27 protein-coding genes are annotated in these 24,698 nt (G+C 67.2%); 22 read left to right on the plus strand and 5 right to left on the minus strand.

Annotation, left to right across the window (positions count from 1 at the left end; translation table 11 throughout):
* Positions 1-174 precede the first annotated feature (174 nt).
* Both pepN and ACFPOB_RS08870 read right to left on the minus strand, forming a co-directional pair.
* A complete protein-coding gene (gene pepN, locus ACFPOB_RS08865; RefSeq protein ID WP_377797568.1) occupies positions 175-2,814 on the minus strand; it encodes an aminopeptidase N in 2,640 nt (879 codons plus the stop codon).
* Positions 2,815-2,874: 60 nt separating this feature from the next.
* A complete protein-coding gene (locus tag ACFPOB_RS08870) occupies positions 2,875-4,332 on the minus strand; it encodes a cation diffusion facilitator family transporter (RefSeq protein ID WP_377797570.1) in 1,458 nt (485 codons plus the stop codon).
* A 184-nt stretch (positions 4,333-4,516) separates the two neighbouring features.
* Between ACFPOB_RS08870 and ACFPOB_RS08875 the strand changes: the two genes are divergently transcribed.
* From ACFPOB_RS08875 to ACFPOB_RS08960, 18 genes are all read left to right on the plus strand, one after another.
* The gene (locus tag ACFPOB_RS08875; protein ID WP_377797571.1) at positions 4,517-4,966 is read left to right on the plus strand and encodes a VOC family protein; all 450 of its coding nucleotides are present in this window, start codon (positions 4,517-4,519) and stop codon (positions 4,964-4,966) included.
* A gap of 69 nt (positions 4,967-5,035) precedes the next feature.
* The gene (locus ACFPOB_RS08880; RefSeq protein WP_377797573.1) at positions 5,036-5,281 is read left to right on the plus strand and encodes a type II toxin-antitoxin system VapB family antitoxin; all 246 of its coding nucleotides are present in this window, start codon (positions 5,036-5,038) and stop codon (positions 5,279-5,281) included.
* On the plus strand, positions 5,281-5,691 hold the full coding sequence (locus ACFPOB_RS08885) for a type II toxin-antitoxin system VapC family toxin (protein WP_377797575.1): 411 nt from the start codon (positions 5,281-5,283) through the stop codon (positions 5,689-5,691). Before ACFPOB_RS08880 ends, ACFPOB_RS08885 begins: the two co-directional genes overlap by 1 nt.
* A gap of 24 nt (positions 5,692-5,715) precedes the next feature.
* Positions 5,716-6,762, plus strand: coding sequence for an aldose epimerase family protein (locus ACFPOB_RS08890; RefSeq protein ID WP_377797577.1), 1,047 nt, complete (start codon positions 5,716-5,718; stop codon positions 6,760-6,762).
* 5 nt (positions 6,763-6,767) lie between these two features.
* Entirely contained in the window at positions 6,768-7,661 is an 894-nt protein-coding gene (locus ACFPOB_RS08895) for a PfkB family carbohydrate kinase (protein WP_377797578.1), read from the plus strand.
* Positions 7,662-7,765: 104 nt separating this feature from the next.
* Positions 7,766-8,623: an urease accessory protein UreD gene (locus ACFPOB_RS08900; RefSeq protein WP_377797580.1), complete on the plus strand. Its 858-nt coding sequence runs from the start codon at positions 7,766-7,768 to the stop codon at positions 8,621-8,623.
* A 10-nt stretch (positions 8,624-8,633) separates the two neighbouring features.
* Positions 8,634-8,966 carry a hypothetical protein gene (locus tag ACFPOB_RS08905; RefSeq protein ID WP_377797582.1) on the plus strand — a complete coding sequence of 111 codons (333 nt, stop codon included), beginning with the start codon at positions 8,634-8,636 and terminating at the stop codon, positions 8,964-8,966.
* Positions 8,963-9,583 (plus strand): urease subunit gamma, encoded by a 621-nt coding sequence (locus tag ACFPOB_RS08910; protein WP_377797584.1) that lies wholly within the window; start codon positions 8,963-8,965, stop codon positions 9,581-9,583. Before ACFPOB_RS08905 ends, ACFPOB_RS08910 begins: the two co-directional genes overlap by 4 nt.
* A 119-nt stretch (positions 9,584-9,702) precedes the next feature.
* Complete coding sequence (locus tag ACFPOB_RS08915; protein ID WP_377797586.1) at positions 9,703-10,542, plus strand: DUF1003 domain-containing protein; 840 nt, start codon at positions 9,703-9,705, stop codon at positions 10,540-10,542.
* Positions 10,535-11,122 carry an HD domain-containing protein gene (locus tag ACFPOB_RS08920; protein ID WP_377797588.1) on the plus strand — a complete coding sequence of 196 codons (588 nt, stop codon included), beginning with the start codon at positions 10,535-10,537 and terminating at the stop codon, positions 11,120-11,122. Before ACFPOB_RS08915 ends, ACFPOB_RS08920 begins: the two co-directional genes overlap by 8 nt.
* Positions 11,123-11,134: 12 nt before the next feature.
* Positions 11,135-12,871: an urease subunit alpha gene (gene ureC / locus ACFPOB_RS08925; RefSeq protein ID WP_377797590.1), complete on the plus strand. Its 1,737-nt coding sequence runs from the start codon at positions 11,135-11,137 to the stop codon at positions 12,869-12,871.
* 215 nt (positions 12,872-13,086) lie between these two features.
* On the plus strand, positions 13,087-13,395 hold the full coding sequence (locus ACFPOB_RS08930; protein WP_377797592.1) for a putative quinol monooxygenase: 309 nt from the start codon (positions 13,087-13,089) through the stop codon (positions 13,393-13,395).
* 23 nt (positions 13,396-13,418) lie between these two features.
* Complete coding sequence (locus ACFPOB_RS08935; protein ID WP_377797594.1) at positions 13,419-14,120, plus strand: urease accessory protein UreE; 702 nt, start codon at positions 13,419-13,421, stop codon at positions 14,118-14,120.
* Between the two features lie 3 nt (positions 14,121-14,123).
* A complete protein-coding gene (locus ACFPOB_RS08940) occupies positions 14,124-14,801 on the plus strand; it encodes an urease accessory protein UreF (RefSeq protein ID WP_377797596.1) in 678 nt (225 codons plus the stop codon).
* Positions 14,798-15,235: a DUF3995 domain-containing protein gene (locus ACFPOB_RS08945; RefSeq protein WP_377797598.1), complete on the plus strand. Its 438-nt coding sequence runs from the start codon at positions 14,798-14,800 to the stop codon at positions 15,233-15,235. The genes ACFPOB_RS08940 and ACFPOB_RS08945 overlap by 4 nt, the downstream gene beginning before the upstream one ends.
* A gap of 3 nt (positions 15,236-15,238) precedes the next feature.
* On the plus strand, positions 15,239-15,871 hold the full coding sequence (ureG, locus tag ACFPOB_RS08950; protein WP_377797599.1) for an urease accessory protein UreG: 633 nt from the start codon (positions 15,239-15,241) through the stop codon (positions 15,869-15,871).
* A gap of 43 nt (positions 15,872-15,914) precedes the next feature.
* Positions 15,915-16,463 carry a HupE/UreJ family protein gene (locus tag ACFPOB_RS08955; protein WP_377797600.1) on the plus strand — a complete coding sequence of 183 codons (549 nt, stop codon included), beginning with the start codon at positions 15,915-15,917 and terminating at the stop codon, positions 16,461-16,463.
* Positions 16,464-16,531: 68 nt separating this feature from the next.
* Entirely contained in the window at positions 16,532-17,674 is a 1,143-nt protein-coding gene (locus tag ACFPOB_RS08960) for an alpha-D-ribose 1-methylphosphonate 5-triphosphate diphosphatase (protein WP_377797602.1), read from the plus strand.
* A 22-nt stretch (positions 17,675-17,696) separates the two neighbouring features.
* On the opposite strand, the gene ACFPOB_RS08965 is transcribed toward ACFPOB_RS08960, so the two are convergent.
* Genes ACFPOB_RS08965 through ACFPOB_RS08975 form a run of 3 tightly spaced genes read right to left on the minus strand, consistent with a single transcriptional unit; the run spans position 17,697 to position 20,286 of the window.
* On the minus strand, positions 17,697-18,335 hold the full coding sequence (locus tag ACFPOB_RS08965) for a VOC family protein (RefSeq protein WP_377797603.1): 639 nt from the start codon (positions 18,333-18,335) through the stop codon (positions 17,697-17,699).
* Positions 18,336-18,354: 19 nt separating this feature from the next.
* Positions 18,355-19,551 carry a mannonate dehydratase gene (gene uxuA, locus ACFPOB_RS08970; protein WP_377797604.1) on the minus strand — a complete coding sequence of 399 codons (1,197 nt, stop codon included), beginning with the start codon at positions 19,549-19,551 and terminating at the stop codon, positions 18,355-18,357.
* A 39-nt stretch (positions 19,552-19,590) separates the two neighbouring features.
* On the minus strand, positions 19,591-20,286 hold the full coding sequence (locus ACFPOB_RS08975; RefSeq protein ID WP_377797606.1) for a GntR family transcriptional regulator: 696 nt from the start codon (positions 20,284-20,286) through the stop codon (positions 19,591-19,593).
* 162 nt (positions 20,287-20,448) lie between these two features.
* Between ACFPOB_RS08975 and ACFPOB_RS08980 the strand changes: the two genes are divergently transcribed.
* From ACFPOB_RS08980 to ACFPOB_RS08995, 4 genes are all read left to right on the plus strand, one after another.
* Positions 20,449-21,639, plus strand: coding sequence for an extracellular solute-binding protein (locus tag ACFPOB_RS08980; RefSeq protein WP_377797608.1), 1,191 nt, complete (start codon positions 20,449-20,451; stop codon positions 21,637-21,639).
* A 102-nt stretch (positions 21,640-21,741) separates the two neighbouring features.
* Positions 21,742-22,815, plus strand: coding sequence for an ABC transporter ATP-binding protein (locus ACFPOB_RS08985; protein ID WP_377797610.1), 1,074 nt, complete (start codon positions 21,742-21,744; stop codon positions 22,813-22,815).
* Positions 22,812-23,711 (plus strand): ABC transporter permease, encoded by a 900-nt coding sequence (locus ACFPOB_RS08990; RefSeq protein WP_377797611.1) that lies wholly within the window; start codon positions 22,812-22,814, stop codon positions 23,709-23,711. Before ACFPOB_RS08985 ends, ACFPOB_RS08990 begins: the two co-directional genes overlap by 4 nt.
* A 5-nt stretch (positions 23,712-23,716) precedes the next feature.
* A complete protein-coding gene (locus tag ACFPOB_RS08995; protein WP_377797613.1) occupies positions 23,717-24,547 on the plus strand; it encodes an ABC transporter permease in 831 nt (276 codons plus the stop codon).
* Positions 24,548-24,698: the final 151 nt, after the last annotated feature.

Here is a 24,698-nt window from a genome sequence, read left to right on the forward strand (position 1 = left end):
CGGTGAATCGGTTGAATCCTGCGCGCGCAGGACTTCGTTAACCTTTGGCGAGGCAGCCGGTTAACGGGCGATTTTCGGGCCATGAAACGCGGCGGTTCCGACCGCTTTGTGGGCCGAAAAACGGGCCGCGCCAACCTACGGCCTGCGGGTGGAGAGTTCCTTGGTTGCCGCCGATCACCCCAGCGATCGCGCCGCGATATCGGCGACGTCGCGCGACAGGTTGGGCGTCGCCCCGACCATGCGCAAGGCTGCCTCCGCCTTGGCCCTGCGACCCGCCTCCAGCATGCGCCAGCTCTTGAACGAGCCGAGCAGGCGCGAGGCGACCTGCGGGTTGGTCCGGTCGAGCGCGATGACGATGTCGGCGACGAAGCCATAGCCCTCGCCATCGGCCCGATTGAACTGGGTCAGGTTCGCCGCGAAGCCGCCGATCAGGCCGCGCACCCGGTTCGGATTGCCGAGCGAGAAGGCCGGATGGTTCATCAGCGCCTTGACGCGGGGCAGCGTGCCGTCCTCGGCGATCAGCGCCTGCGCCATCAGCCATTTGTCGAGCACGAGCGGCTCGCGGGCATAGAGCTCGCCGAAGCGGGCGATCAGCTCCTCGCGCTCGGCGCCCGGGATCAGCGTCATCGCCGCCAATGCCGCCAGCCGATCAGTGAGGTTGTCGGCCTCGGCGAATTGGGCCAGCGAAAGCCGCGCGCCTTCGGCCGGAGCCCCTAGCGCGATCAGGCCGAGGGCCTCGTTGCGCAGGGCCCGCCGCCCAGCCGGCGCTGCGGCTGGTGAGTAGGGACCGCGTTCGGTGAGGCTGTCACGAAGGGCGTTGAGCTGGCCGGCGAGCGCGCCGCCGATCGCAGCCGAGAGCCGGCGATGAGCGCCGTGCACGGTGTCGGGGTCGACGTCGCGCCCGATCTCGCGGGCGATGTCGGCGGGAGCGGGAAGACGCAATACCTGCGCGGCGAAGGCGGGATCGGTTAGGGCCGGGCCGGCGAGGAAACTCGAGAGCGCCTCGGCGAGCGCCGCCGCGGTCGCATCCAGCGTTGAACCGTCGCCCTTGCCGGCGCGGACGAGTGCCCGTGTCGCGACCGTCTGCAGGGCCTGCCAGCGATTGAAGGGATCGCTGTCGGCGCTGAACAGCCTTAGCAGCTCGTTGTCGCCGAGGTCGAGCTCGAGCCGGACGGGGGCTGAGAAGCCGCGCAGCAGCGACGGCGTCGGCGCTTCCGGCAGGTCGGTGAAGGTCACGGACAGCGAGGGCTGATCGAGCACGACCACGCCGCCGGCTTTCAGCGTCGGCGAGACGCTGGTCAGCGGCAGGTCGCCGCCTTGGCCGACGAGACCGAGCGCGACGGGGATGACGACCGGCTCCTTCTCGGGCTGGCCAGGCGTCGCCGAGGTCGATTGCGCGAGCTGCAGCGTATAGCTCTTCGCCTGCGCGTCATATTTGCCTGAGGCGACCACGGTCGGGGTGCCCGCCTGCTCGTACCACTGGGCGAAATGGGCAAGGTCCTGGCCGGAGGCCTCGACGAAGCAGTCGAGGAACTCTTCGATCGTCGCGGCCGTGCCGTCGCAGCGCTCGAAATAGAGGCCCATGCCGCGCGCGAAGGCCTCCTCGCCGATCAGCACTTTCAGCATGCGGATCAGCTCCGCGCCTTTCTCGTAGACAGTCGGCGTGTAGAAGTTGTTGATTTCCTTGTAGGCGCGCGGCCGGACCGGATGGGCGAGCGGGCCGGCATCCTCCGAGAACTGCGTCGAGCGCAAGGTGCGCACATCGGCGATGCGCTTCACCGGGCGCGAGCGCTCGTCGGAGGAGAATTCCTGATCGCGGAAGACAGTGAGCCCTTCCTTCAGGCAGAGTTGGAACCAGTCGCGGCAGGTGATGCGGTTGCCGGTCCAGTTGTGGAAGTACTCATGCGCGATGATCGCCTCGATCGAGGCATAGTCGCCGTCGCTCGCCGTGAGCGGGTCCGCCAGCACGTATTTGTCGTTGAAGATGTTGAGGCCCTTGTTCTCCATCGCCCCCATGTTGAAGTCGGACACGGCGACGACGTTGAACACGTCGAGATCGTAATTGCGGCCGAAGACGCGTTCGTCCCAGCGCATGCAGCGCACGAGGCTGTCCAGCGCCCAGCCGGCCCGCCCGGCCTTGCCAGGCTCGACATAGACCGCGAGCTCGACCTTTCGCCCATCGGCGGTGACGTAAGGCTGCCGAACATGGTCGAGCTTGCCGCCGACCAGCGCGAACAGATAGGCCGGTTTCGGATGCGGGTCGTGCCAGACGGCGAAATGGCGCTCGCCGCCGGGGAGTTCGGCCGCAGCGACGAGGTTGCCGTTGGAGAGCAGCACCGGCGCCTCGGCTTTCCTCGCTTCGAGCCGGACCGTGTAGACGCTCATCACGTCCGGCCGATCGAGGAAATAGGTGATGCGGCGGAAGCCGTCCGCCTCGCATTGCGTGCAATAGACGCCGCTGGAGCGGTAGAGCCCCATCAGCTTGGTGTTGGCGCCGGGGTCGAGCGTGGTCTCGATCCGGAGCGAGAAGGCCCGCGCCGGCGGAGCGTGGATCGTCAGTCCCTGCGACGAAAGGGAATACAGCGTCGGGTCGAGCGGGACCTCGTCGAGCAGGATGGAATCCGGAGTCAGCTCGTCGCCGTCGAGCACCAGCGGCGCGCCGGCATCGCCGGCGGGGTTCGGGCGCAACTGCAGCTGCGAGCGCACTTTGGTCCGCGTCGGATCGAGGACGATGTCGAGATCGACGGTGTCGATCAGCCAATCGGAGGGGCGGTAGTCCTCGAGGCGGATCAGCGGGGCGTCTTCGGCGCGCATGGCAGGTTCGCTTCCTTCAGTCGCTCTTATCTATGGGGCCCGGGACCGCGGCGGAAGCCGTCAGGGCAGGGCGAGTGGCTTGTCTGACGTGATGGCCGGCTCGGCATGGCTGACCAGCCGGCAGACATCCGGCCGCGCTTCGCGCACCTTGCGCTCGATCTTGTCGACGGCGCGATGCACGGCGGCGACGTCGAGCGCGCCGTCGGCCCGGCAATGGTAGTTCACCACCAGGCCGTTGCGGGTTTCGCGCACGCGGACGCTGTGGATGTCGCGGATCGGGCCGCCGGCCTCGGCCGCCTCCTGGGCGATCGCCTTGCCGATCGCCTCGACCACCTCCCAGGGAGCGTTGTGGCCGGAAGGCTGGCCGATCTCCATCGGCTCGATATGGGTGTCGACCTCGGTCTCGCCGCCGAATTCGGCGCGGATCGCGTTCTCCAGCCGCGTGGCGACTTCATGAGCCTCGCCGAGCGGAAGAAGCGCGTCGACTTCCATGTCGAGCGAGACGGCGAGCCGCCCGCCGATCGTGTGGACGCTGACATGGTGCACCGGCACCTTCATCTTCAAGGCGATCAGCAGCACGCGCTCCAGCGCTGTCTCATCATCGACCTGGACCGGGTTGGCGGTGACGGTCAGCGCCGAATCCGGCTCCACTGCGACAAGGGCCCGTAACAGATCGTCCTTGATTGCCGTCACACGGTCGAGCGGCAGTGTGCGCGAGACCTGGATGCCGATCTCGCCCTGCACCACGCCGCCGGCCGGCCGCAGCCGCAGCCATTCGACGTTGACGACGCCGGCGACGCCTTGCGCGGCGTCGCGCAGCCGGTCGGCAACGCCTTTCGGCGCGGCATCGATCAGAGTGTCGACCGTGCGTCGGCCGAGCTTTACGGCAGTAGCGATCATGAACACGGCGAGCGCGAGCGCGGTCGCGCTGTCGGCCATCGGCACGCCCATCCGGGTCAGGATCAGGCCGAGCAGGACGAGCGCCGTGCCGACGAAATCGGTGGCGAAATGCAGCGCCTCGGCCGCGAGCGCCTCGCTGCGGGTCTCCTTGGCAACCATGGTCAGCGTACGCCAGCGCGTCGCGTCGACCATCAGCGAGAACAGCAGCACGCCGATGACAAGCGGTGTTACCGCGACATGCGGCTCGGTTCCGCTCCAGAGCCGGTTGATCGCTTCCCACAGGATCGCCCCCGAGAGCCCGAACAGGATCGCGGTCTCCAGCAGTGCCGCCAGCGCCTCGAACTTGCCGTGGCCGTAATGGTGCTCGTCATCGGCCGGCTTGTCGGCGGCGCGCACCGCGAACCAGGTGAATAGGGTCGAGCCGATGTCGATAAGCCCCTGCAGCGCGTCGGTCATCAGGGCGAGCGAGCCTGAGAGTATCGCCGCGCCGAACTTGGCAAGCGTCAGCACGACGCTGGCGATCACCGACAGCGTCGCGGCCTTCTGCTTGACCCGCGCCACCTCGGCGGGCGACACCACCCCCGTCGGGTTCGGCGTGAGACCCTGCGTTCCGCTCATGACAGCTCCGCGCGAACCCCAGGCCTCATGTCAGCCCGATTGAACACAATCGGGCTGACATGAGGCGAAATTGCTAGTTGAGCATGTTCTTGTCGCAAAAGTGGCTTCCACTTTTGCGGAACATGCTCGGATTGGCGCCGGTTTGGCCCGATCCATCTGCCAGATCAACCCCGGGAGCAAAACAGTGCGCTATCTCCACACCATGGTCCGCGTCACCGACCTCGATGCCGCCCTCGATTTCTACGTGACCAAGTTCGGTCTGGTCGAAACCCGCCGGATCGAGAACGAGAAGGGCCGCTTCACCCTCGTCTTCCTGGCCGCGCCCGAGGATGCCGCCACCGTCAAGGAGCAGGGCAGCCGCGGCCGCCCTACGCTGGAGCTGACCTATAACTGGGATCCGGAGGTCTATACCGGCGGACGCAATTTCGGCCATCTCGCCTATGAGGTCGACGACATCTACGCGACCTGCGACAAGCTGATGAAGGCCGGCATCACCATCAACCGGCCGCCGCGCGACGGCAACATGGCCTTCGTCCGCTCGCCCGACAACATCTCGATCGAGATCCTGCAGAAGGGCGAGCCCAAGCCGCCGGCCGAGCCTTGGGCGAGCATGCCGAACACCGGGGTGTGGTGAGGGCGCGCAGTTGTTGATAGGCGCTGATATCACCATCTGATATCAGATGGTGATATCACGGAGGGCGGCATGGCTATCCTCATTAGGGACCCCGAAGTCGATCGCTTGGCGCGGGAGTTGGCGCAGGAGCGCAATTGCACCTTGCAGGAGGCGATCGGCCACGCTTTGCGGCTCGAAAAGGAGCATCGTGCCCAACGGCGGGCGCGTATCCATGCTGCGTTTGAAAGAGCACAGGCTAGGCTTGCGCAGTATCCGACTATCGATGACGGGTTGACCCACAAGGAGTTCTGGGACCGCGAGTATGGCGACGTCTGATGTTTCTTGATGCATCGGTCATCGTGGCGATCTTGCTGAGGGAACAGGAGGTGGCTGCGATCGAAGACGCGGTCACCGAGGCCGATAGGCTGCAAACCTCGCCATTGGCCGTGTTCGAGGCGGCGTCTCGCCTCGTCTCGGTCAAGCGCATTGATTTCGTCAGCGCTCGCGACGAAGTCGTGAGTTTGCTCGACCGGATCAGGGCCGACATCATCGAATTGGGCCTGGCGCAGATGAGTGTCGCCCACGTCTGCGCTGCCCGTTATCACCACCTGACCGGCCACTCCGCCCGCCTCAACATGGGCGACTGCTTCGCCTATGCCGCAGCGCTGACGTCCGGCCTCAAGCTAGCCTACAAGGGCAATGATTTTGTCCACACCGACATCGACGGCATCCGCTTCGGAGCCTGACATCCTGCTTCGGAGTGCTCTGCCTTGACCAAGACCTTGTTCGGCACACTCGACGATGGCACGCCGATCCATGAGGCCGTGCTGCGCTCTCCCTCTGGCGCCGAGGCGCGGGTGATGGAATGGGGGGCGGTGCTGCGCGATCTTACCGTGCCGCTGCCGAATGGCGGGCGCCAGCGCGTCGTGCTCGGCTTCCCCGACTTCGCCGATTATCCCCGGCATTCCCCGCATATGGGCGCGATCGCCGGCCGCTTCGCCAACCGCATCGGCGGCGGCCGCTTCACGCTCGACGGTGTCGACTACAACACCCCGCTCAATGAGCGCGGCCGCAACTCGCTGCACGGCGGCGGGCAGGGCTTCGGCAAGCGGCTCTGGACGCTGGTGCACCATGAGGCGGCGAGCGCGACGCTGGCGCTGGTCTCCCCCGCTGGCGATGCCGGCTATCCCGGAACGCTCGATGTCGTCTGCCGCTATAGCCTCACTGGAGCCGCGACCTTGCGGATCGAGCTCAGCGCCACCACAGACGCGCCGACGATCGTCAACCTGGCGCATCACTCCTATTTCCGCCTCGACGATGCCCCCGACATCCTCGACTACGAATTCGAAGTCCGCGCCAATCTAATGACGCCGGTCGACGCCGACCTGATCCCGGACGGCTCGGTAGCCTCGGTCGCAGGCACGCCGTTCGACTTCCGCAAAGCCCGGCCGATCCGCTTCACCAATCCGGACGGCTCGCGCTTCTGGTATGATCACAATTATCTGCTGCGCCGCGACCGGCGTGAGCCGGCGGCTGTGACCGGCCTCGAACTCGCTCATGCCGCGACCTTGCGCTCGCGCCACTCGGGCCTTGCCATGGAGGTCTGGACGACCGAACCGGCGCTGCAGGTCTATGACGGCTTCAAACTCGATACGCCGGTCGCGGGGCTGGACGGCGTCCGCTATGGCGCCTGCGCCGGCATCGCGCTCGAGCCGCAGCATGTGCCTGACTCGCCCAATCTGCCGCATTTCCCCTCGACGGTGCTGCGCCCCGGCGAGGTCTATCGCCAGATCAGCGAATTCAGGTTTGGAGCGTAGGCAGCATGGCCGGTGTCTTCTGTCTCGGTATCGCGACGCTCGACTATGTCTATAGCGTCGAGCGCGTGCCCAATCCCGGCGAGAAGGACCGGGCCCGCGATCTCGTCGTCACCGGCGGCGGCTGCGCCGGCAGCGGCTCGGCCGCGATCGCCCGGCTCGGCGGCAAGGCCTGGCTGGCGACGCGGCTGGGCGACGATGCGGTCGGCGACACCATCATCGGCCAACTCCAGCAGGACGGGGTCGACACCTCGCTCTCGCCGCGCTTTCTCGGCCTGCGCTCGCCGGTCTCCTCGATCCTGATCGATGCGCAGGGCGAGCGCATGGTCGTCTCCTATACCGATCCGAAGACGCCGCTCACGACCGACTGGTTGCCTGAGGCGCTGCCGGCCGGCTGCGATGGCGTGCTGGTCGACACCCGCTGGGGCGAGGGCTCGCTCGCGGCGCTTGAGCTCGCCCGCAGGGCCGGCGTGCCCGGCGTGATCGACGGCGACCGACAGCCGCCCCATCCGGAGATGGTCACCACCGCCAGCCATGTCGCCTTCAGCGAGAAGGCGTTGAGCGAGATCTCCGGCGGGCAGGAGCCGCGGGCGGCACTGGAAGCGCTGGCGCGCGACGCGCAGAACTGGTTGGCTGTCACGCTCGGCCCGCGCGGCGTGCTCTTCATGGAGGATGGCGGCATCGCCCATCTGCCGGCTTTCCCGATCGAGGCTGTCGATACGCTCGGCGCCGGCGATGTCTGGCATGGCGCCTTCGCGCTGGCGCTGGCCGAGGGGCAGGGCGAGCGCGAGGCGGTGCGCTTCGCCTCGGCGGTGGCGGCGATCAAGTGCACCCGCTTCGGAGGCCGCGCCGGCACACCGACGCGCGACGAGGTCGAGCGCTTCCTGGCGGCGAATCCATAACGCAGCGATCTGCTGATTATTTGGGCAGTCCCGATCCTGCGGCCTCTTGCCCGGCAAAGGACGGCGCGGAACACTGCGTTGATCGTTGCCGACCGACCTTGCCCATGTTCGCGCCCGCCTTGCCGCAATCACCCGAACCGCTGTTGCCGGACTACGTCCGCGCCGATGGCGGCGTGCGCCTGCGCTTTGGTCAGGTCGGCGCGCGCACGATGCGGCTGGAGGTCGCCGAGAGCGGCGGCTACCGCGCCCGCTTCCCGACCGCCTATGACGAGCGTTGCGAAGCCGTGCTGATCAACACCGCCGGCGGCATGGCCGGTGGCGACCGCGCCGTCACGCGGATCGCCCTCGATCCGGGCGCGCGGGCGGTGGTCACCACGCAAGCGGCGGAGAAGATTTACCGCAGCCAGGGCAGCGAGACGCGGGTCGAGACGAAGGTCGAGGTCGCCCCCGGCGCCGAGCTCGCCTGGCTGCCCCAGGAGACGATCCTGTTCTCCGGCTCGCGCCTGGCGCGCAGCCTCGATGTCGAGCTTGCCGCCGATGCGAGTTTCATTGCCGCGGAGACGCTCTATTTCGGCCGCGCCGCCATGGGCGAGAGCCTGTCGCGCGGCCATCTGCACGACCGTTGGCGTATCCGCCGCGATGGAAAGCTGATCTTCGCCGAGGATCTCAGGCTCGATGGCGCCATCGACGCGACCTTGGGTCGCAAGGCGGTCGGGCTAGGCGCCCGCGCCGTCGCGACCGTCTTCGCGATCGGTCCCGGCCAGCCGGAAAAGCTCACCGAAATCCGCGCCTTGCTCGCTGACGATCCGGCCTTCGCCGAGGTCGAGGCCGGTGCCGGCACGCTCGACGGCTTCCTTCTGGTCCGCCTTCTCTCCCTCGACGCGCAGGCCCTGCGTCGCGCCCTCGTCATGCTGCTCGGGCATCTGATAGACCGTGCGCTGCCGCGCACCTGGTCAATCTGAGGAGAGCGTCATGCTGGCGATCCAGGGACTGAAATGCGTCTATGATACCGGCTCCCGCGGCTGGGCGATCGAGCTCGCGCTCAAGGCCGAGGGTGAGGAAGCCGTGCGCCGCTTCGATGTCGATGGCCCCGAGGATGCCGAGATGCTGATCGAGGCTTTCGACGAGTCGACCTCGAGCAGCTTCGATCCGGCGACGGGGGAGATCATCTTCGCCTACGAGTATGCGACCCTCGACGACGAAGACGAGGATGAGGACGAGACCGACGACGAGGCGGACGAGGAAGAGGACGCCGAAGTCGCTGAGGACGACGAAGAAGACGAGGACGAGAAGGTCAAGGCATGAATCTGACGCCGCGCGAGAAGGACAAGCTCATCATCGCCATGGCTGCCATGGTGGCGAGGCGAAGGCTCGAGCGCGGCGTCAAGCTCAACCATCCCGAGGCCGTCGCGCTGATCACCGACTTCGTGGTCGAGGGTGCGCGTGACGGCAAGTCCGTCGCCGAATTGATGGAGGCGGGCGCCCATGTCCTTTCGGCCGATCAGGTCATGGACGGCATCCCCGAGATGCTGCACGATGTCCAGGTCGAGGCGACCTTTCCCGATGGCACCAAGCTCGTCACCGTCCATGAGCCGATCCGCGGCTCTGCCGGCCGGTTGAAGCCGGGCGAGGTCACGGCGCTGCCAGGCGATCTCATCCTCAACGAAGGCCGCGAGAGCCTGACGCTCACCGTCTCCAATACCGGAGACCGGCCGATCCAGGTCGGCTCGCACTATCATTTCTTCGAGGCCAATCCGGCGCTCGCCTTCGAGCGCGAGAGGGCACGCGGCTTCCGGCTCGATATTCCCGCCGGCACGGCCGTGCGCTTCGAGCCTGGCCAGACCCGGGAGGTCAGGCTGGTCGCGCTCGCCGGCAAGCGCGAGGTCTATGGCTTCCGCCAGGAGATCATGGGCAAGCTCTGAAGCGAGCCCAGAGACCGCATTTGCGACGAGATTCCGCATCAGCGTGGTGACATCGCATCGTCGGCTTCCGCCAGCCGGCGGCAACTGTCATGCTCGAACGCTTATCAGGCCAGGCCGCCATGCAAGACGACGCCGTTGTCCCGTCTCTCCCGGCTCTTGAAACCGGCAAGGCCAAGCGTGGTGTCTGCGCCATCAGCGGCGCCGAGCTCAGCCGCAAAAGCCTGATTGCGCTGGGAACGCTTCGACCGTCTCTGGCCGAGCATATTCGCCGCGACTTTCCCGATCTCGACGATCACAGCCTGATCAGCCTGAAAGAGCTGGCGCGCTACCGCACCCGCTATGTCGAGGAGATACTGCGCGAGGAGCACGGCGAGTACACCGATCTCGACCGCGAGGTCGCCGAGAGCATCGCCCGGCAGGAGACCATCGCCGAGAATGTCGAGGACGATTTCGAGGAGCATCGCACCCTGGGCGAGCGTCTCTCGGATGGGCTCGCCAGCTTCGGCGGCTCCTGGGCCTTCCTGATCAGTTTCGGTGTGGTGCTGTTCGGCTGGATGGCGCTGAACATCGCGCTGGCGGCCAGCGCCTTCGATCCCTACCCCTTCATTCTGCTCAACCTCGTGCTGTCCTGCATCGCGGCCATCCAGGCGCCGATCATCATGATGAGCCAGAAGCGGCAGGAGGCGAAGGACCGCTTGCGCTCCTTCAACGACTACCAGGTCAACCTCAAGGCCGAGCTCGAGGTCCGGCACCTGCACGAAAAGATCGACCATCTGATCACCCGGCAATGGCAGCGCCTCGCCGAGATCCAGCAGGTCCAGCTCGAACTGCTGCAGGAGGCGCAGTTGCCGCGGCGCAAGCCGAAGCGTCGCAAGAAGCCGGTCGCGAAGAAGAAGGTGGCGACGGTTCCTGTGGGAGCCGATGAGGGCGAACTCCCGGGAGGCCGCTCCGATGCGTGAGTATGATCGTATCCTGCGCGACCATATTGCGCTCGTGACGCATGCAGCTGGCTTCGCGGCGCGTGTCCATGCCGGCCAGACCCGCAAGGGCGAGAGCGGTCCGTCCTTCATCCTGCATCTTGCAGAGGTCGCCGATCTCCTCGCCAAGGCACTGGAGGAGCCCGATGCCGAGCTCGTCGCGGCCGCCTGGCTGCATGACGCCGTCGAGAAGACGAAAATCACCAGTGACGAGATTGAGAGCGTCTTCGGCCCGCGAGTTGCATCGCTCGTCGCCGAAGTCAGCGACGACAAGAGTCTGCCGGAGGCGGAGCGGCACCGCATGCAGATCGAGACAATCGGCGAGAAGAGCGAGGCGGCCCGCCTGCTGCGGCTCGCCGACAAGATCAGCGGCCTGCGCGAGCTGGCCGAGGACCCGCCGGCTGGATGGGATACGACGCGTCGTCGTGACTGGCTGCAGTACGCGACCGATGTCGCCGCCGGCTGCCGCGGCCTCAACGGCGCTCTAGACCTGCTGTTCGATCAGGCCGCTGCCGCGGCTGCCAAGAGTATTGACGAAAGTCCGGCCCCTGGAGCCGGTTGACGAGGATAGCCCATGCCCTTCGCCTTTCCGCGCAATGCCTACGCCGCGATGTTCGGCCCGACCACCGGCGATACGGTCCGCCTCGGCGACACCGAGCTCGTCATCAAGGTCGAGAAGGATTTCACCACCTATGGCGAGGAGGTGAAGTTCGGCGGCGGCAAGGTCATTCGCGACGGCATGGGCCAGAGCCAGGTCAGGAACGCCGACGGCGCCGTCGACACCGTCATCACCAATGCGCTGATCCTCGACCATTGGGGTATCGTGAAGGCCGATATCGGCATCAGGGCCGGCCGCATCTGCGCCATCGGCAAGGCCGGTAATCCCGACATCCAGGCGGGCTTCGGCAATTTCGCCCCCGAGAAGACGATCATCGTCGGCCCCGGCACCGAGGTCATCGCCGGCGAGGGCAAGATCGTCACCGCCGGCGGCTTCGACAGCCATATCCATTACATCTGCCCGCAGCAGATCGAGGATGCGCTGATGAGCGGGCTGACCACCATGCTCGGCGGCGGCACCGGTCCCGCCCATGGCACGCTGGCGACCACCTGCACGCCCGGGCCCTGGCATCTCGGCCAGATGATCAAGGCGGCTGACGCCTTCCCGATGAACCTTGCCTTCGCCGGCAAGGGCAATGCGGCGCTGCCCGGCGCGCTCACCGAGATGATCGAGGCCGGCGCCTGCGCGCTCAAGCTGCACGAGGACTGGGGCACGACGCCCGGCGCGATCGACAATTGCCTCTCGGTCGCCGACGAATACGACATCCAGGTGATGATCCACACCGACACGCTGAACGAGTCGGGCTTCGTCGAGGACACGGTCGCCGCCTTCAAGGGCCGCACCATCCATGCCTTCCATACCGAAGGGGCGGGCGGCGGCCACGCGCCCGATATCATGAAGGTCGCCGGGCTGCCCAACGTGCTGCCCTCCTCGACCAATCCGACCCGTCCCTTCACGGTCAACACGCTCGACGAGCACCTGGACATGCTGATGGTCTGCCATCACCTGTCGGCGTCGATCCCGGAGGATCTCGCCTTCGCCGAGAGCCGCATCCGCAAGGAGACCATCGCGGCCGAGGACATCCTGCACGATCTCGGCGCGCTCTCGATGATGTCCTCGGACAGCCAGGCCATGGGCCGCATCGGCGAGGTCATCACCCGCACCTGGCAGACCGCGCACAAGATGAAGGTGCAGCGCGGCCCGCTGCCGGAGGATGCCGGCACCGGCGCCGACAATTTCCGCGCCAGGCGCTATGTCGCCAAATACACGATCAACCCGGCGATCGCCCACGGCATCTCCCGCCATATCGGCTCGGTCGAAGTCGGCAAGCTCGCGGACCTCGTCGTCTGGTCGCCGGCCTTCTTCGGCGCCAAGCCCGATCTCGTCGTCAAGGGCGGCTCGATCGCGGCCGCCCCGATGGGCGATCCCAACGCCTCGATCCCGACGCCGCAGCCGGTGCATTACCGGCCGATGTTCGGCGCCTTCGGCAAGGCCGTGACGGCGACCTCCCTGGTCTTCGTCTCGCAGGCGGCGATGGCGAACGGGCTCAAGGGCCGGCTCGGCACCGACAAGGAGATGGTCGCGGTCGAGAACGTGCGCGGCGGCATCTCCAAGAAGAGCATGATCCACAACGACGCGACGCCGGACATCCAGATCGACCCGGAGACCTATGCGGTTGTGGCGGATGGCGAATTGCTGGTCTGCGAGCCTGCGAAAGAGCTGCCGCTGGCCCAACGGTACTTTTTGTACTGAGTGTCCAGCCGCTCGTTGGCGAGGATTGCGCGGGTGTGGCCGGGCGGGCCCCGCAGACCAGGTTCGGATTGCCACCGTCGAGTCATGTGCCAAAAATTCGGGCAATAATCGCTGAAATCATGGGCGCCTTTTTTCAGCGAACCGCTCAGCCGGCGCATCCGGTCGCAACCCTCCGCGGTACCTAGCGCAAGCGTAACCGCGGAGACCCGCCCAGCATGTCCGATCCCGTCCTCGTCATCGCCCGCGCCCGGGTTCTCCCCGCAGAGCGCGAGCGCTTCCTTGCGGCGGCGCGCGACTGCATTGCGGCGACGCGTCGCGAGCAGGGCTGCCTCGGCTATGACATCTGTGAAAGCCTCACCGACCCCGGTCATTTCACCAGCGTCGAGAGCTGGGAGAGGCGCGCCGATGTCGACCGGCACATGCAGCAGGCCCATCTCAAGGCCTTCCTCGCCATCGCCGGGACTTGCGTCAGCGCCGCTCCGGTGATCGAAGTGGTGGAACCGCGATCGGTCGATCGCCTCTGATCCATCATGCCACGGGTTTTTCCATGCAGCGCGCCATCTCCGTCGTCCGCAAGGCCGCGGTCAAGCAGGACCGGGTCGTCGAGACCCTCACCCTCGACCATGAGGATCGCAACCGCCGCCGTGTCGCGCTGAAGGGAGATGGCGGGCAGGACATCCTGCTCGACCTCGACAAGCCGACCGCGCTGAACGACGGCGATGCGGTCAAGCTCGAGGACGGCTCGCTCGTGCTGATCAAGGCCGCGCCGCAGAAGCTGATCGAGATCACCGCCGAGAACCCGCTGCGGCTGGCGCGCGTCGCCTGGCATATCGGCAACCGCCACACCCCGGCCGAGATCACTGCGACCGCGATCTATATCGAGCACGACCATGTGCTGGCCGAGATGGTCCGCGGCCAGGGCTGCGCGATGGCCGATGTCGAGCGGCCGTTCCAGCCTGAGCGCGGCGCCTATGACCATGATCACGCCGATTGCGGCCATGATCACCACGGCCACCATCATCATCACGACCATGGGCATGAGCACAACCACGACCATGGCCATTCCCATGCCGGCCACGGCCATGATCATGGCCACGAGCATCACCACACGCATGCCCACGAGCACGCCCACGGCGCCTCCTGCGGCTGCGGCCATGATCACCACCATCATGACGACCACGGTCACAAGCACGATCATGGCCATCATGGTCATGAGCATGGCCACAAGGGCCACAAGCACGATCACTGAGCCATGCAGGGCGCGCTGCTGCCCTTGATGGTTTGGCTCTCGCCGGCCTTTCCGGTCGGCGGCTTCGCCTATTCGCATGGGCTTGAGTGGGCCTTCGAAGCAGGCGACCTCACCGACGCCGAGGGCCTCGCAGACTGGCTCGATGCTCTCGTCGAGCACGGCGCGCTGCGCAACGACCTCATCCTCTTCGCGGCCGCCTGGCGGGCGAGCGGGGAGGGCGATGCCGCGGCGCTGCGGAAGGTCGGGGAGCTGGCGCTCGCCCTGGCCAACTCGGCCGAGCGCCGACTTGAGGCGGTGACCCAGGGCAACGCTTTCGTCTCCGCCATCGCCGCCTCTTGGCCTTGGGCAGCCATCGAGGCGCTGCGCGCAGCCTGGCCCGGCGACGTCGCCTATCCCGTTGCGGTCGGCGCCGCCGCCAGCGGCCACGGCCTGCCGTTGCAGTCCTCGCTGGAAGCCTTCGCGCTCGCCTTCGTCGCCAATCTCGTCTCGGCGGCGGTCCGGCTCGGCATCGTCGGCCAGACCGACGGCCAGAGGGTCATCGCCCGGCTGGCCCCGGCCTTGCACGAGGCGGCCGTTCGGGCCGAGGGGATGGGGCTCGACGATCTCGGCGGCTGCGTCTTCCGCTCGGATCTCGCCTCGTTGCGGCACGAAACCCAGTATTCGCGGCTGTTCCGCTCATGACCGCGGCAATCGCCATCGCGCTGGCCTCGCTTCTTGCCGTCATCGCCGGACTGCACGCCTATTGGGGCCGCGGCGGCCTCTGGCCCGCAGCGACCGAGGATGAGCTGGTCGCGACCGTCATCGGCAATGCGCAGGCCAAGCGCATGCCGTCATCCGGACTCTGCCTGCTGGTCGCGCTGGCGATCGCCGTGACGGCGATCTGGCCGCTGCTTCTCACATGGGTATCCGATGCAGCCGCCCTGCGACGGCTCATCCTGCTCGGGGGCTTCGCCATCATGGCGGTGTTCTTGCTTCGTGGCGTCGCCGGCTTCCTGCCGGCCTGGCGGCGACTGCATCCGCGCGAGCCTTTCGCCAGCTACGACCGTCGCTATTATTCGCCGCTCTGCCTGCTGATTGCGGCCGGCTATGCGGTGCTGCTCCTGCAAGGACCCTGATCGATGACCCGTTCCCCCCACGGCCCCTTGCGCGTCGGCATCGGCGGCCCGGTCGGCTCCGGCAAGACCGCGCTGATGGAGGCGCTCTGCAAGCGCATGCGCGACCGCTACGAGATCTGCGCCATCACCAACGACATCTACACCAAGGAGGATGCTCGCATTCTCACCGTCTCCGGCGCGCTGCCGGAGGAGCGGATCATGGGCGTCGAGACCGGTGGCTGCCCGCATACTGCGATCCGCGAGGATTGCTCGATCAACCTCGCCGCCGTCGCGGAGATGCGCGGCAAGTTTCCGACGCTAGACCTGATCCTGATCGAATCCGGCGGCGACAATCTCGCCGCCACCTTCTCGCCCGAGCTCGCCGACCTGACGATCTATGTGATCGATGTCGCCGCCGGCGAGAAGATCCCGCGCAAGGGCGGGCCGGGCATCACCCGCTCCGACCTGCTCGTTATCAACAAGACCGATCTTGCCCCGCATGTCGGCGCGGATCTTGCTGTGATGGACCGGGACTCGAAGACCATGCGCGGCAGGCGCCCCTATGCCTTCACCAATACGCGGGCGGGGGAGGGCGTCGACCTGGTCGTCGATTTCATCGAGACCGCCGGCGGCCTGAAGGCGCCGGTCCTGAGCTGAGGATGGCTTTACAATGACGATGCGCGCGACTGGACTCCTTGCCATGCTGCTGACCCTCGCTTCGGCCCCCGCCTTCGCCCATACCGGCGCCGGGCCGGTCGACGGCTTCATTCATGGCCTGTTGCATCCGCTGATCGGGCTCGACCATCTGCTGGCCATGGTCGCGGTCGGCCTCTGGGCCGGGCTGGTCGGCGGCAAGGCGCGCATCGCCTATCCCGCCGCCTTCGTCGGCACCATGGCGCTGGCCGGCGCCTGGGGCATGGCCGGCGGCACCTTGCCAGGTGTCGAGGTGGGGATCGCCTTCTCGGTGATCATCCTCGGCGCCGCGGTCGCGCTGAAGGCCTCGCCGCCGCTCGTCGCGGGCACGCTCGCCTGCGGCATCCTCGCGATCTTCCACGGCTTCGCCCATGGCGCCGAGTTGCCCGAAAATGCCAGCGGCCTCGCTTATGCCGTGGGCTTCATGCTCGCGACGGCGGCGCTCCATATCATCGGCATCGTCCTGGCCGGGGCGCTTGCGGCCCGCGCGCCGCTCTTTGCCCGCGTCGCTGGCGGCGGGCTCGTGCTGGCGGGCGTCGCGCTCCTTGCCGGCTGAGACGGGCGTCATCGCCATGTCATGAAGAGCGCCCAATCGCGCCGTCCTTTCAGGACGGAGGCGGGGCGTTGAGTCTGCATATCACCGGCGGCAAGGTGTTGGTCGACACGCTCATCCGCGCCGATCTGGTCACGCAGGGCGAGATTGTCTTCGGCCTCGACGGCGCCGCTCCGGCCGGGGCGCTGCGCCTCGACGCGCGCGGTCTTTATGTCTTGCCCGGCATCGTCGATTGCCATGGCGACGCCTTCGAGCGGCACATCATGCCGCGGCCGGGCGTCGCCTTCGATATCGACCTGGCGCTGCGCGACGCCGACCGCGCCATTCTGGCAAGCGGCATCACCACGGCCTTCCACGGCGTCACCTGGTCATGGGAGCCGGGCCTGCGTGGTGCCGACAATGCCCGCCTTCTGGTCGAGCGGATCGCGGCGCTGAAGTCCGAGCTCGGCGCCGACACCCGCTTTCATCTGCGCCACGAGACCTTCAATCTTGCCGCCGAAGTCGAGATCCTCGACTGGCTCGGGAGCGGCCGCGTCGGCGTGCTCGCCTTCAACGACCATACCGGCGGCATCCTGAAATCGCGCGCCCGGCCGGACAAGGTCGCCAAGATGGTCGAGCGCACCGGGCTGAGCCATGAGGACTTCATGGCGCTGGTCGAGAATGTCTGGAACCGCAGGGACGAGGTGCCGGGCTCGATCGAACGCCTCGCGGCGGCGGCCCGTGCCGCATGCGTCCCAACCATGTCGCATGACGACATGACGCCGCAGATGCGGCGCTGGTATCGCGGCCTTGGCGTCGCAGTCGCGGAGTTCCCGATCAACGAGGCGACGACGCGCGAGGCCGCAGCCCATGGCGAGGCGATCGTCTTCGGCGCGCCGAATGTGGTACGCGGCGGCTCGCATATCGATTGCCCGGCGGCCGAGGCGATGGTGCGGGCAGGGCTCTGCACGATCCTCGCCTCGGACTACTACTATCCGGCCTTGCCGCTCGCGCCCTTCATCCTTGCGCGCAAGGGCGCAACCGATTTCGCCACAGCCTGGCGGCTGGTTTCGCAAGGGCCGGCGCAGGCGCTGGGCTTGTCCGATCGCGGCGTCATCGCGCCCGATAAGCGTGCCGATCTCGTTCTCGTGGCGCCGGAGCCGCAGCCGCGCATCGTCGCGACCATCGCGGGCGGGCGGCTTGTCCATCTGGCTGATCAGCGCATCCTGGCCTGAAAGACCCGGCAGAGGCGCGGCGTCAGCATAGCTCCCTCATGCCGGCCGGCGTCTCGATCTGCGCGCGATAGCGCAGCTCACGGCCATGGGCGATGGCTGGTGGGCGATCAATCTCGAGCTCCCGGTAGAGCTTGGCGATCCCAGTCGCGTCGGGATGCTCCAGCGAGAGCGACTGCAGCCGGGCGCCGAGATCGGCCATCGTCGCCATCGAGCGCGGCTTGCCACGCCGGTCGATGACCGAAGGCGCTGCGCCTCCTAGCGGAAGCGAGCCGTCCTCGGGGATAGCGAAATCGAAGAGCGGCTCGGCCCATGGCAGCGAAACTTTGCTGCCGAAGATATGCTCGCGCCCGGCGATGACGGCGTCGATCGCGTCGGTCCTAGCGACCCAGCCGCGCAGACGCCGGCCGGCATCCCAATCAGCCCGGACCTGTCTCTGATCGCCCAGCCCGAACCAGCGCGGGCAGGGCGGTTCTATACCCTGCGGGTCGAGGGCGACGATCTCCAGATAGGTCGCGTCACCGAGCTGGAGCAGGTGGTTGTGAGTGCCCATATAGGCGTGCCGCTGCCCGAACGGCAGGTCGAGGTCGAGGCAGGCGCGCACATGCGCGACGCCCTCAGTCAGGGTCGGCGCGATGACGGTCAGATGGTCGAGCGCGAGCATCGTCGCCGCGCCGCCTCCCTCAGCTCGCATATCCCTTGACGCTCGACAGCGCCGTCATCACGCCGCGCAGCTCCGCCAGGCCGCGCAGGCGGCCGACCGCCGGGTAGCCCGGGAAGGAGCCCTTCTTGGCGTCGTCGAGCAGTTCGTGGCCGTGGTCGGGGCGCATCGGGATGCGCCAGTGCTTCCAGCCGGCCGCCTTGCGCCGGGTCTGCTCGGCCATCAGCGCGTCGACCAGGGCGACCATGTCGGTGTCGCCGCCGAGATGCTCGGCCTCCATGAAGGAGCCGTCCGGGTCCTTGGCGACGTTGCGCAGATGCGCGAACCAGATCCTGTCGGCGAAGCGGCGGGCGATGGCCGGCACGTCGTTCTTCGGATTGGCGCCGAGCGAGCCCGAGCAGAGCGTGAGCCCGTTCGAGGGGCTGTCGACCGCGCCCAGGATGAAGGCGATGTCGTCCTCGTCCGAGCAGATGCGCGGCAGGCCGAAGAGCGGCCGCGGCGGGTCGTCCGGATGGATGCACATGCGGATGCCGACCTCTTCGGCGGTCGGGATCACCGCTTCGAGGAAGCGCTTGAGATTGGCGCGCAGGCCGTCATGGCTCATATCCGCATAGCGCGCGAGGATGCGCTTCAGGCCCGGCACGTCGTAACGGTCATAGGCGCCGGGCAGGCCTGCCATGATATTGGCCATCAGCCTGGCCCGGTCGGCTTCCGAGGAGCGCTCGAACCAGGCCTTGGCCCTGTCCATGACCTCGGCGGAATGGCCTTCATCGGCGCCCGGCCGCTGCAGCATGAAATGGTCGACGACGACATATTCATGCAGGTTGAAGCGCAGCGCCGTGCCGCCGCCGGGAAGGGGCTGGGCGAGGTCGGTACGGGTCCAGTCCAGCACCGGCATGAAGTTGTAGCAGACCACCTCGATGCCGCAGGCGGCGAGGTTGCGCAGCGACTGGCGATAATTGGCGAAGATGCTCTCAAGGTCGCCTTCGCCGATCTTGACATCCTCATGGATCGGCAAGCTCTCGACCACGGACCAGCGCAGGCCGAGGCTCTTGTCGGCCTCGATGATCGCCTTGCGCTTCTCGATCTCCTCGACGCTCCAGACCACACCATAGGGGATCTGGTGCAGCGCGTTGACGATGCCGCGCGCGCCCGCCTGCCGGGCCTGTGCGAGCGTCACCACATCGTCCGGGCCGAACCAGCGCCAGGTCTGTTCCATCGTCGCGTTTCCTCTTGGATGGCCGTTATCGCGGCCTTATCAGGTGGGTTTGCTGAGGCCGCCGCTTGCCGCGAAGGCTTCGACATGGTCGCGGGCGATCGCCTCGATCGCATCGAAGACGGTGCGCAGATGCGCCCGCATGGTGCGCTCGGCCTTCACCTCGTCGCTGGAGGCGACTGCCGCGGCGATCTCGCGATGCTCGCGCAGGATCATGTCGGACCAGCCGCTCGTTTCCAGCGACAGGCAGCGCACCCGGTCGAGCTGGGCCTTGACGCTCTCGATCAGGCTCCAGACCGAAGGATGGCCCGACAGCCGGGAGAGCTCGGCGTGGAAGGCTTCGTCGCTGCGGAAGAAGCCGGCGCGGTCGCCAGCCGCGAGCAATTGTTCCTGCTGGCGGATCAGCTCGTCGAGCTTGGCCTTGCCGTCGGCATCGATGTTCTTCGCCGCCAGTGCGACCGTGCGGCACTCCAGCGTCTCGCGCACGAACTGGCTGTCATAGACCGCAGCGAGGTCGATCGGCGCGACGAAAGTGCCGACCTGCGGCACGACGACGAGGAAGCCGTCCTCGACCAGCCGCTTGAAGGATTCGCGCACCGGCGTGCGGCTGACCCCGAACTGCAGCGCCATGCGCGCCTCCGAGATCGACTCGCCCGGACGCAGGACCGCGTTCAGGATGTCGCCGCGCAACGCCCGGTAGATCTGGTCGGTGCTCTGTCTCGCCGCGGCGATGCCCATTGCCAAGCTCTTGTTCACTAGTATACTAGGATACCGGCTCGAACGGAGGCGTCAACTCCGAAAGCCGCGACGTCAATAAGCGACGGCGCCGAAAACGCCGCAAGAGCGCGCTTCAACGGGCTGGGGAAACAGCAGGCGGACAAGCCGCCGGGAGGGGAGATCATGGTCCAGGATACGATCCATCGCCGTACATTCCTCGGCGGCGTCGCTGGCATCGCCGGCATCGCGGCCGTACCGGGCGCATTCGCTCAAACGCTCAAGCTGCCGGCGTCGCCGCTCACGATCAGCGTCATCGACGTCGGCGGGGCGCTCGCCCTGGTCCAGACGCCGCTTGAAAACTACCCGAAGGCCAACCCTAAGGCCGTCTCGCGGATGGTCTTCACCAAGGCACCTGCTCCCGAGCTGCCAGCCAAGCTGAAGGCGCAGCAGGACGCCGGCCGCCTCGACATCGACTTCGTCATCGGCGGCCTCGACGTGCTCTCGGCCGGCATCGACCAGAAGCTCTGGGTCGAGCTGCTGCCGCGCTTCGCGGCCGAGCTGCCCAAGCCTGAGGACATCTACCTGAAGCCTGCGCTCGCCATGCACAATCTTGGGCGCGGCCAGGCCATGGCGATGGTCTATTACCCGTCCGGCCCGCTGCTCGAGTACATGCCCGACAAGGTCAAGACCCCGCCGACCACGGCGCAGGAGCTGCTCGACTGGACGAAGCAGAACAAGAACCGCTTCCTCTATGCCCGCCCGGCCAATTCCGGCCCGGGCCGCACCTTCATCATGGGGCTGCCCTATATCCTCGGCGACAGCGATCCCAAGGATCCGGCCAAGGGCTGGGACAAGACCTGGGCCTATCTCAAGGCACTCGGCGAGAACATCGAATACTATCCCGGCGGCACTGGCGCGACGATGAAGGAGCTCGGCGACGGCTCGCGCGACATCATCGTCTCGACCACGGGCTGGGACATCAACCCGCGCGTCCTCGGCGTTGTGCCGAAGGAGGCGAAGATCCAGGCGCTGAAGGGTTTCCACTGGGTCACGGACGCCCAGTACATGATGATCCCCAAGGGCGTCTCCGACGAGAAGCTTGCCGTGCTGCTCGACCTGATCCGCCACATGCTGACGCCGCAGCAGCAGGCCTACACCTATGACGAGGGCTATTTCTATCCGGGCCCGGCGGTGAAGGACGTGCCGCTCTCGATGGCGCCGGCCTCAAGCCAGAAGGCCATCGCCGAGTTCGGCCGGCCGGAATACGACAAGCTGATCGCCGAGAACCCGATGGAGACCCCGCTCGAGCCCGAGAAGATGGTCGTCGCCTTCCGCATCTGGGACGAGCAGGTCGGCGGCGCCAAGCGCAAATAGTCTCCTTTGCATCACCAGACAGGCCGGTCCTTGACCGGCCTGTCGTCCTGCTGTCGCCTGCGGCGGTAGGGCCGCCCATCCGTTCGAACTTGATGGTCCTTCATGTCGATACATGCCGCGAACTTCCGCGAACTCAGGCTCGACCGGCTTTGCCGCGATTTTGGCACCCATAACGCCGTCAAGGACGTGTCGCTGACCATCAAGCAGGGCGAGTTCATCGCGCTGCTCGGCCCCTCCGGCTGCGGCAAGTCGACGACGCTGAACCTGATCGCCGGGCTGCTGCCGGCAACGGGCGGCGGCATCTGGCTCGACGAGAAGCGCATCGATCCGCTCCGTCCGGAAGAGCGCGGCTTCGGCATGGTCTTCCAGAGCTACGCGCTCTTCCCGCATATGAGCGTGAAGAAGAATATCGGCTTCGGCCTGAAGATGCGCGGCATGGCCAAGGCTGAGAGCGAGCGCCGCGTCGCCGAGGCGGTCGCGCTGGTGCGCCTGCAGGGCCAGGAGGAGAAGCTGCCGGGCCAGCTCTCCGGCGGCCAGCAGCAGCGCGTCGCCATCGCCCGCGCCATCGCAGTCCAGCCGCCCTTGGTGTTGATGGACGAGCCGCTTTCCAATCTCGATGCCAAATTGCGTCTCGAGATGCGCGCCGAGATCAGGCGCATCCACAACACGCTCGGCGCCACCACCATCTATGTCACCCACGACCAGGAGGAGGCGCTGTCGCTCGCCGACCGCATCGTCGTGATGCGCGATGGCGAGATCCGCCAGGTCGGCGGGCCGGAGGACCTGTTTTCGCGGCCGGACCATCTCGACGTCGCCGAGTTCATGGGCTTCCGCAACAAGGTCGCCGGCCGCGTCGTCTCCGCCACGGCCGAGCAGGCGACGGTCACGGTCGGCGAGGTCGGCGTCGCCGGGCGGGTCCGTTCGCCGGTTGCGGCCGGACAGGGCGCCCATATCTCGATCCGCCCCGAGGACCTCCGCCCGGTTGCCGACGGTGCGCCCGGGCTCGCCGCCAAGGTCGTCTCGACCGAGTTCCACGGCCGTGAATTCGTCGGCTTCGCCCGCATGGCCGACGACACGCCGCTGACCTTCCTGGCCGACAAGCGCATCGCGCCCGGCACCGAGATTCGCCTCGCCGCCGCGCCCGACCGCGTCCTCGTCTTCGGAGGCGGCGCATGAACACCGCCTCCGGCGCAGCCGCCGACATCCCGCTGAAGCAGCGCCTCGCCGCGCGAGGCCTCGACGGGCTGACCCTGCTCGTCCTGCCGGCGGTGATCTTCCTGCTGGCGCTGTTCATCTACCCGTTCTTCTACGGGCTGTTCCTGTCCTTCAATCCCAAGGCCGGCGGCGCGCTGGCGAACTACCAGCGCTTCTTCTCCGATTCCTTCCTCTACGGCACGATCGCGACCACGCTCTGGCTCGCCATGCCGGTGACGATCGTGACGCTGCTGCTGGCGATACCGATCGCCTTCCGCGTCAGGCTGATGAAGAACCAGCGCCTGCTCACCACCATCCTGGTGATCCCGATCACGCTGGGCACCGTGCTGGTCGCCGAAGGGCTCCTGAACTATCTCGGCCCACAGGGCTGGTTCAACCGGACGCTGATGACGTTCGGCATCATCTCCTCGCCGGTCAAGTTGCTGCACAATTACTGGGGCGTGATGCTCTCGCTGGTCATCACCGGCTTCCCCTTCACCTTCCTTTTGACCCTGTCCTATCTGACTGGCGTCGATCCGGCGCTGGAGCAGGCCGGAGCGACGCTCGGCGCCGGGCCCTGGGATCGCTTCAAGCACATCCTCTTCCCGCTGCTGTTGCCGGGCCTCGCCATCACCTTCTGCCTCTCCTTCGTCCAGGCCTTCTCGGTCTTCCCCTCGGCGGTGCTGCTAGGCGCGCCGGCAGGACCGACGCGCGTCATCTCGATCGCCGCCTACCAGGCCGCCTTCGAGGAATACGATTACTCGATGGCCTCGGCGGTCGCGATGATCATGGGCATGGTCCAGCTCGCCATCGTCGTCGCGGTGCTCGGCCTGCGCGGCATGCTCTATCGCGGCCCGGCCGGCGGCGGGAAGGGTTGAGCGTCATGGTGAAAGACACCCGCCTTTCCACCAAGCTCTGGGCCGCGGCCAACTGGACGCTGATCGGCTTCTTCATCGTCAACCTGTTCGGCATGATCGCCGCGGTGGTGACGAGCTCGTTCTCGACGCGCTGGCTGCGCTCCTGGCTGCCCGATGGCTGGACGACGCGCTGGTACGGCGCCGCCTGGAGCGAGTTCCAGCTCGGCGACGTGCTGACGGTGACCTTCCAGATCGTCTTCCTCGTCGTCTTCCTCTCCGGGCTGATCGGCGTGCCCGCCGCCTATGCGCTGGCGCGGCGCGACTTCCCCGGCAAGAAGCTGATCATGCTGCTCTTCCTGCTGCCTTTGTTGGTGCCGCCGATCACCTTCGGCATCCCGCTGGCCACGGTGCTCTACCGCACCGGCCTTGCCGGCTCGATGTCGGGCGTGGTGCTCGCCAACCTCGTGCCGACCGTGCCCTTCGTCATCCTGGTGATGATCCCCTTCATCGAGCAGATCGATACCAAGATCGAGGCGGCGGCCCGCGTCTTCGGCGCCAACACCTTCAAGCTCTTCATCCACGTCCTGCTGCCGCTGCTGATGCCCGGCATCCTCGCCGCGCTGCTCTTGGTGCTGGTCCGCACCATCGCGATGTTCGAGCTGACCTTCCTCACGGCAGGCCCGACCAGCCAGACGCTGGTGGTCGCGCTCTACTACGCGGTTTTCGCCGCCGGCGTGCGCGCCGTGCAGTCGATCGACGCCATGGCGGTGATCTACATGGTGACGACGCTGGTCTGGCTCATCATCGCGCTGCGCTTCGTCAACCCGACGCAGATCGTGGCGCGGGCGAAGCGGTAGGCCGCTTCCCGTCATTGCGCGGAGCGTAGCGACGAAGCAATCCAGGGCGGCAGGGCTCTACGTCCCCCTGGATTGCTTCGCTCCGCTCGCAATGACGAGCGAGGGAACCTCCCGCCGTCTCCCGCATTCCTCCGCTGCTCGTCGCGTTGCG

It is taken from the genome of Allobosea eneae, from assembly GCF_042657265.1.
Lineage (GTDB): Bacteria > Pseudomonadota > Alphaproteobacteria > Rhizobiales > Beijerinckiaceae > Allobosea > Allobosea eneae.

What these genes read in the sequence shown, in the direction of transcription:
- pepN (WP_377797568.1), bottom strand. Translation starts at nt 2,814, where the DNA reads ATGCGCGCCGAAGACGCCCCGCTGATCCGCCTCGAGGACTACCGCCCC.
- ACFPOB_RS08870 (WP_377797570.1), bottom strand. Translation starts at nt 4,332, where the DNA reads ATGAGCGGAACGCAGGGTCTCACGCCGAACCCGACGGGGGTGGTGTCG.
- ACFPOB_RS08880 (WP_377797573.1), top strand. Translation starts at nt 5,036, where the DNA reads ATGGCTATCCTCATTAGGGACCCCGAAGTCGATCGCTTGGCGCGGGAG.
- ACFPOB_RS08885 (WP_377797575.1), top strand. Translation starts at nt 5,281, where the DNA reads ATGTTTCTTGATGCATCGGTCATCGTGGCGATCTTGCTGAGGGAACAG.
- ACFPOB_RS08895 (WP_377797578.1), top strand. Translation starts at nt 6,768, where the DNA reads ATGGCCGGTGTCTTCTGTCTCGGTATCGCGACGCTCGACTATGTCTAT.
- ACFPOB_RS08900 (WP_377797580.1), top strand. Translation starts at nt 7,766, where the DNA reads ATGTTCGCGCCCGCCTTGCCGCAATCACCCGAACCGCTGTTGCCGGAC.
- ACFPOB_RS08905 (WP_377797582.1), top strand. Translation starts at nt 8,634, where the DNA reads ATGCTGGCGATCCAGGGACTGAAATGCGTCTATGATACCGGCTCCCGC.
- ACFPOB_RS08910 (WP_377797584.1), top strand. Translation starts at nt 8,963, where the DNA reads ATGAATCTGACGCCGCGCGAGAAGGACAAGCTCATCATCGCCATGGCT.
- ACFPOB_RS08915 (WP_377797586.1), top strand. Translation starts at nt 9,703, where the DNA reads ATGCAAGACGACGCCGTTGTCCCGTCTCTCCCGGCTCTTGAAACCGGC.
- ACFPOB_RS08920 (WP_377797588.1), top strand. Translation starts at nt 10,535, where the DNA reads ATGCGTGAGTATGATCGTATCCTGCGCGACCATATTGCGCTCGTGACG.
- ureC (WP_377797590.1), top strand. Translation starts at nt 11,135, where the DNA reads ATGCCCTTCGCCTTTCCGCGCAATGCCTACGCCGCGATGTTCGGCCCG.
- ACFPOB_RS08930 (WP_377797592.1), top strand. Translation starts at nt 13,087, where the DNA reads ATGTCCGATCCCGTCCTCGTCATCGCCCGCGCCCGGGTTCTCCCCGCA.
- ACFPOB_RS08935 (WP_377797594.1), top strand. Translation starts at nt 13,419, where the DNA reads ATGCAGCGCGCCATCTCCGTCGTCCGCAAGGCCGCGGTCAAGCAGGAC.
- ACFPOB_RS08940 (WP_377797596.1), top strand. Translation starts at nt 14,124, where the DNA reads ATGCAGGGCGCGCTGCTGCCCTTGATGGTTTGGCTCTCGCCGGCCTTT.
- ACFPOB_RS08945 (WP_377797598.1), top strand. Translation starts at nt 14,798, where the DNA reads ATGACCGCGGCAATCGCCATCGCGCTGGCCTCGCTTCTTGCCGTCATC.
- ureG (WP_377797599.1), top strand. Translation starts at nt 15,239, where the DNA reads ATGACCCGTTCCCCCCACGGCCCCTTGCGCGTCGGCATCGGCGGCCCG.
- ACFPOB_RS08955 (WP_377797600.1), top strand. Translation starts at nt 15,915, where the DNA reads ATGCTGCTGACCCTCGCTTCGGCCCCCGCCTTCGCCCATACCGGCGCC.
- ACFPOB_RS08965 (WP_377797603.1), bottom strand. Translation starts at nt 18,335, where the DNA reads ATGCTCGCGCTCGACCATCTGACCGTCATCGCGCCGACCCTGACTGAG.
- uxuA (WP_377797604.1), bottom strand. Translation starts at nt 19,551, where the DNA reads ATGGAACAGACCTGGCGCTGGTTCGGCCCGGACGATGTGGTGACGCTC.
- ACFPOB_RS08975 (WP_377797606.1), bottom strand. Translation starts at nt 20,286, where the DNA reads ATGGGCATCGCCGCGGCGAGACAGAGCACCGACCAGATCTACCGGGCG.
- ACFPOB_RS08980 (WP_377797608.1), top strand. Translation starts at nt 20,449, where the DNA reads ATGGTCCAGGATACGATCCATCGCCGTACATTCCTCGGCGGCGTCGCT.
- ACFPOB_RS08985 (WP_377797610.1), top strand. Translation starts at nt 21,742, where the DNA reads ATGTCGATACATGCCGCGAACTTCCGCGAACTCAGGCTCGACCGGCTT.
- ACFPOB_RS08990 (WP_377797611.1), top strand. Translation starts at nt 22,812, where the DNA reads ATGAACACCGCCTCCGGCGCAGCCGCCGACATCCCGCTGAAGCAGCGC.
- ACFPOB_RS08995 (WP_377797613.1), top strand. Translation starts at nt 23,717, where the DNA reads ATGGTGAAAGACACCCGCCTTTCCACCAAGCTCTGGGCCGCGGCCAAC.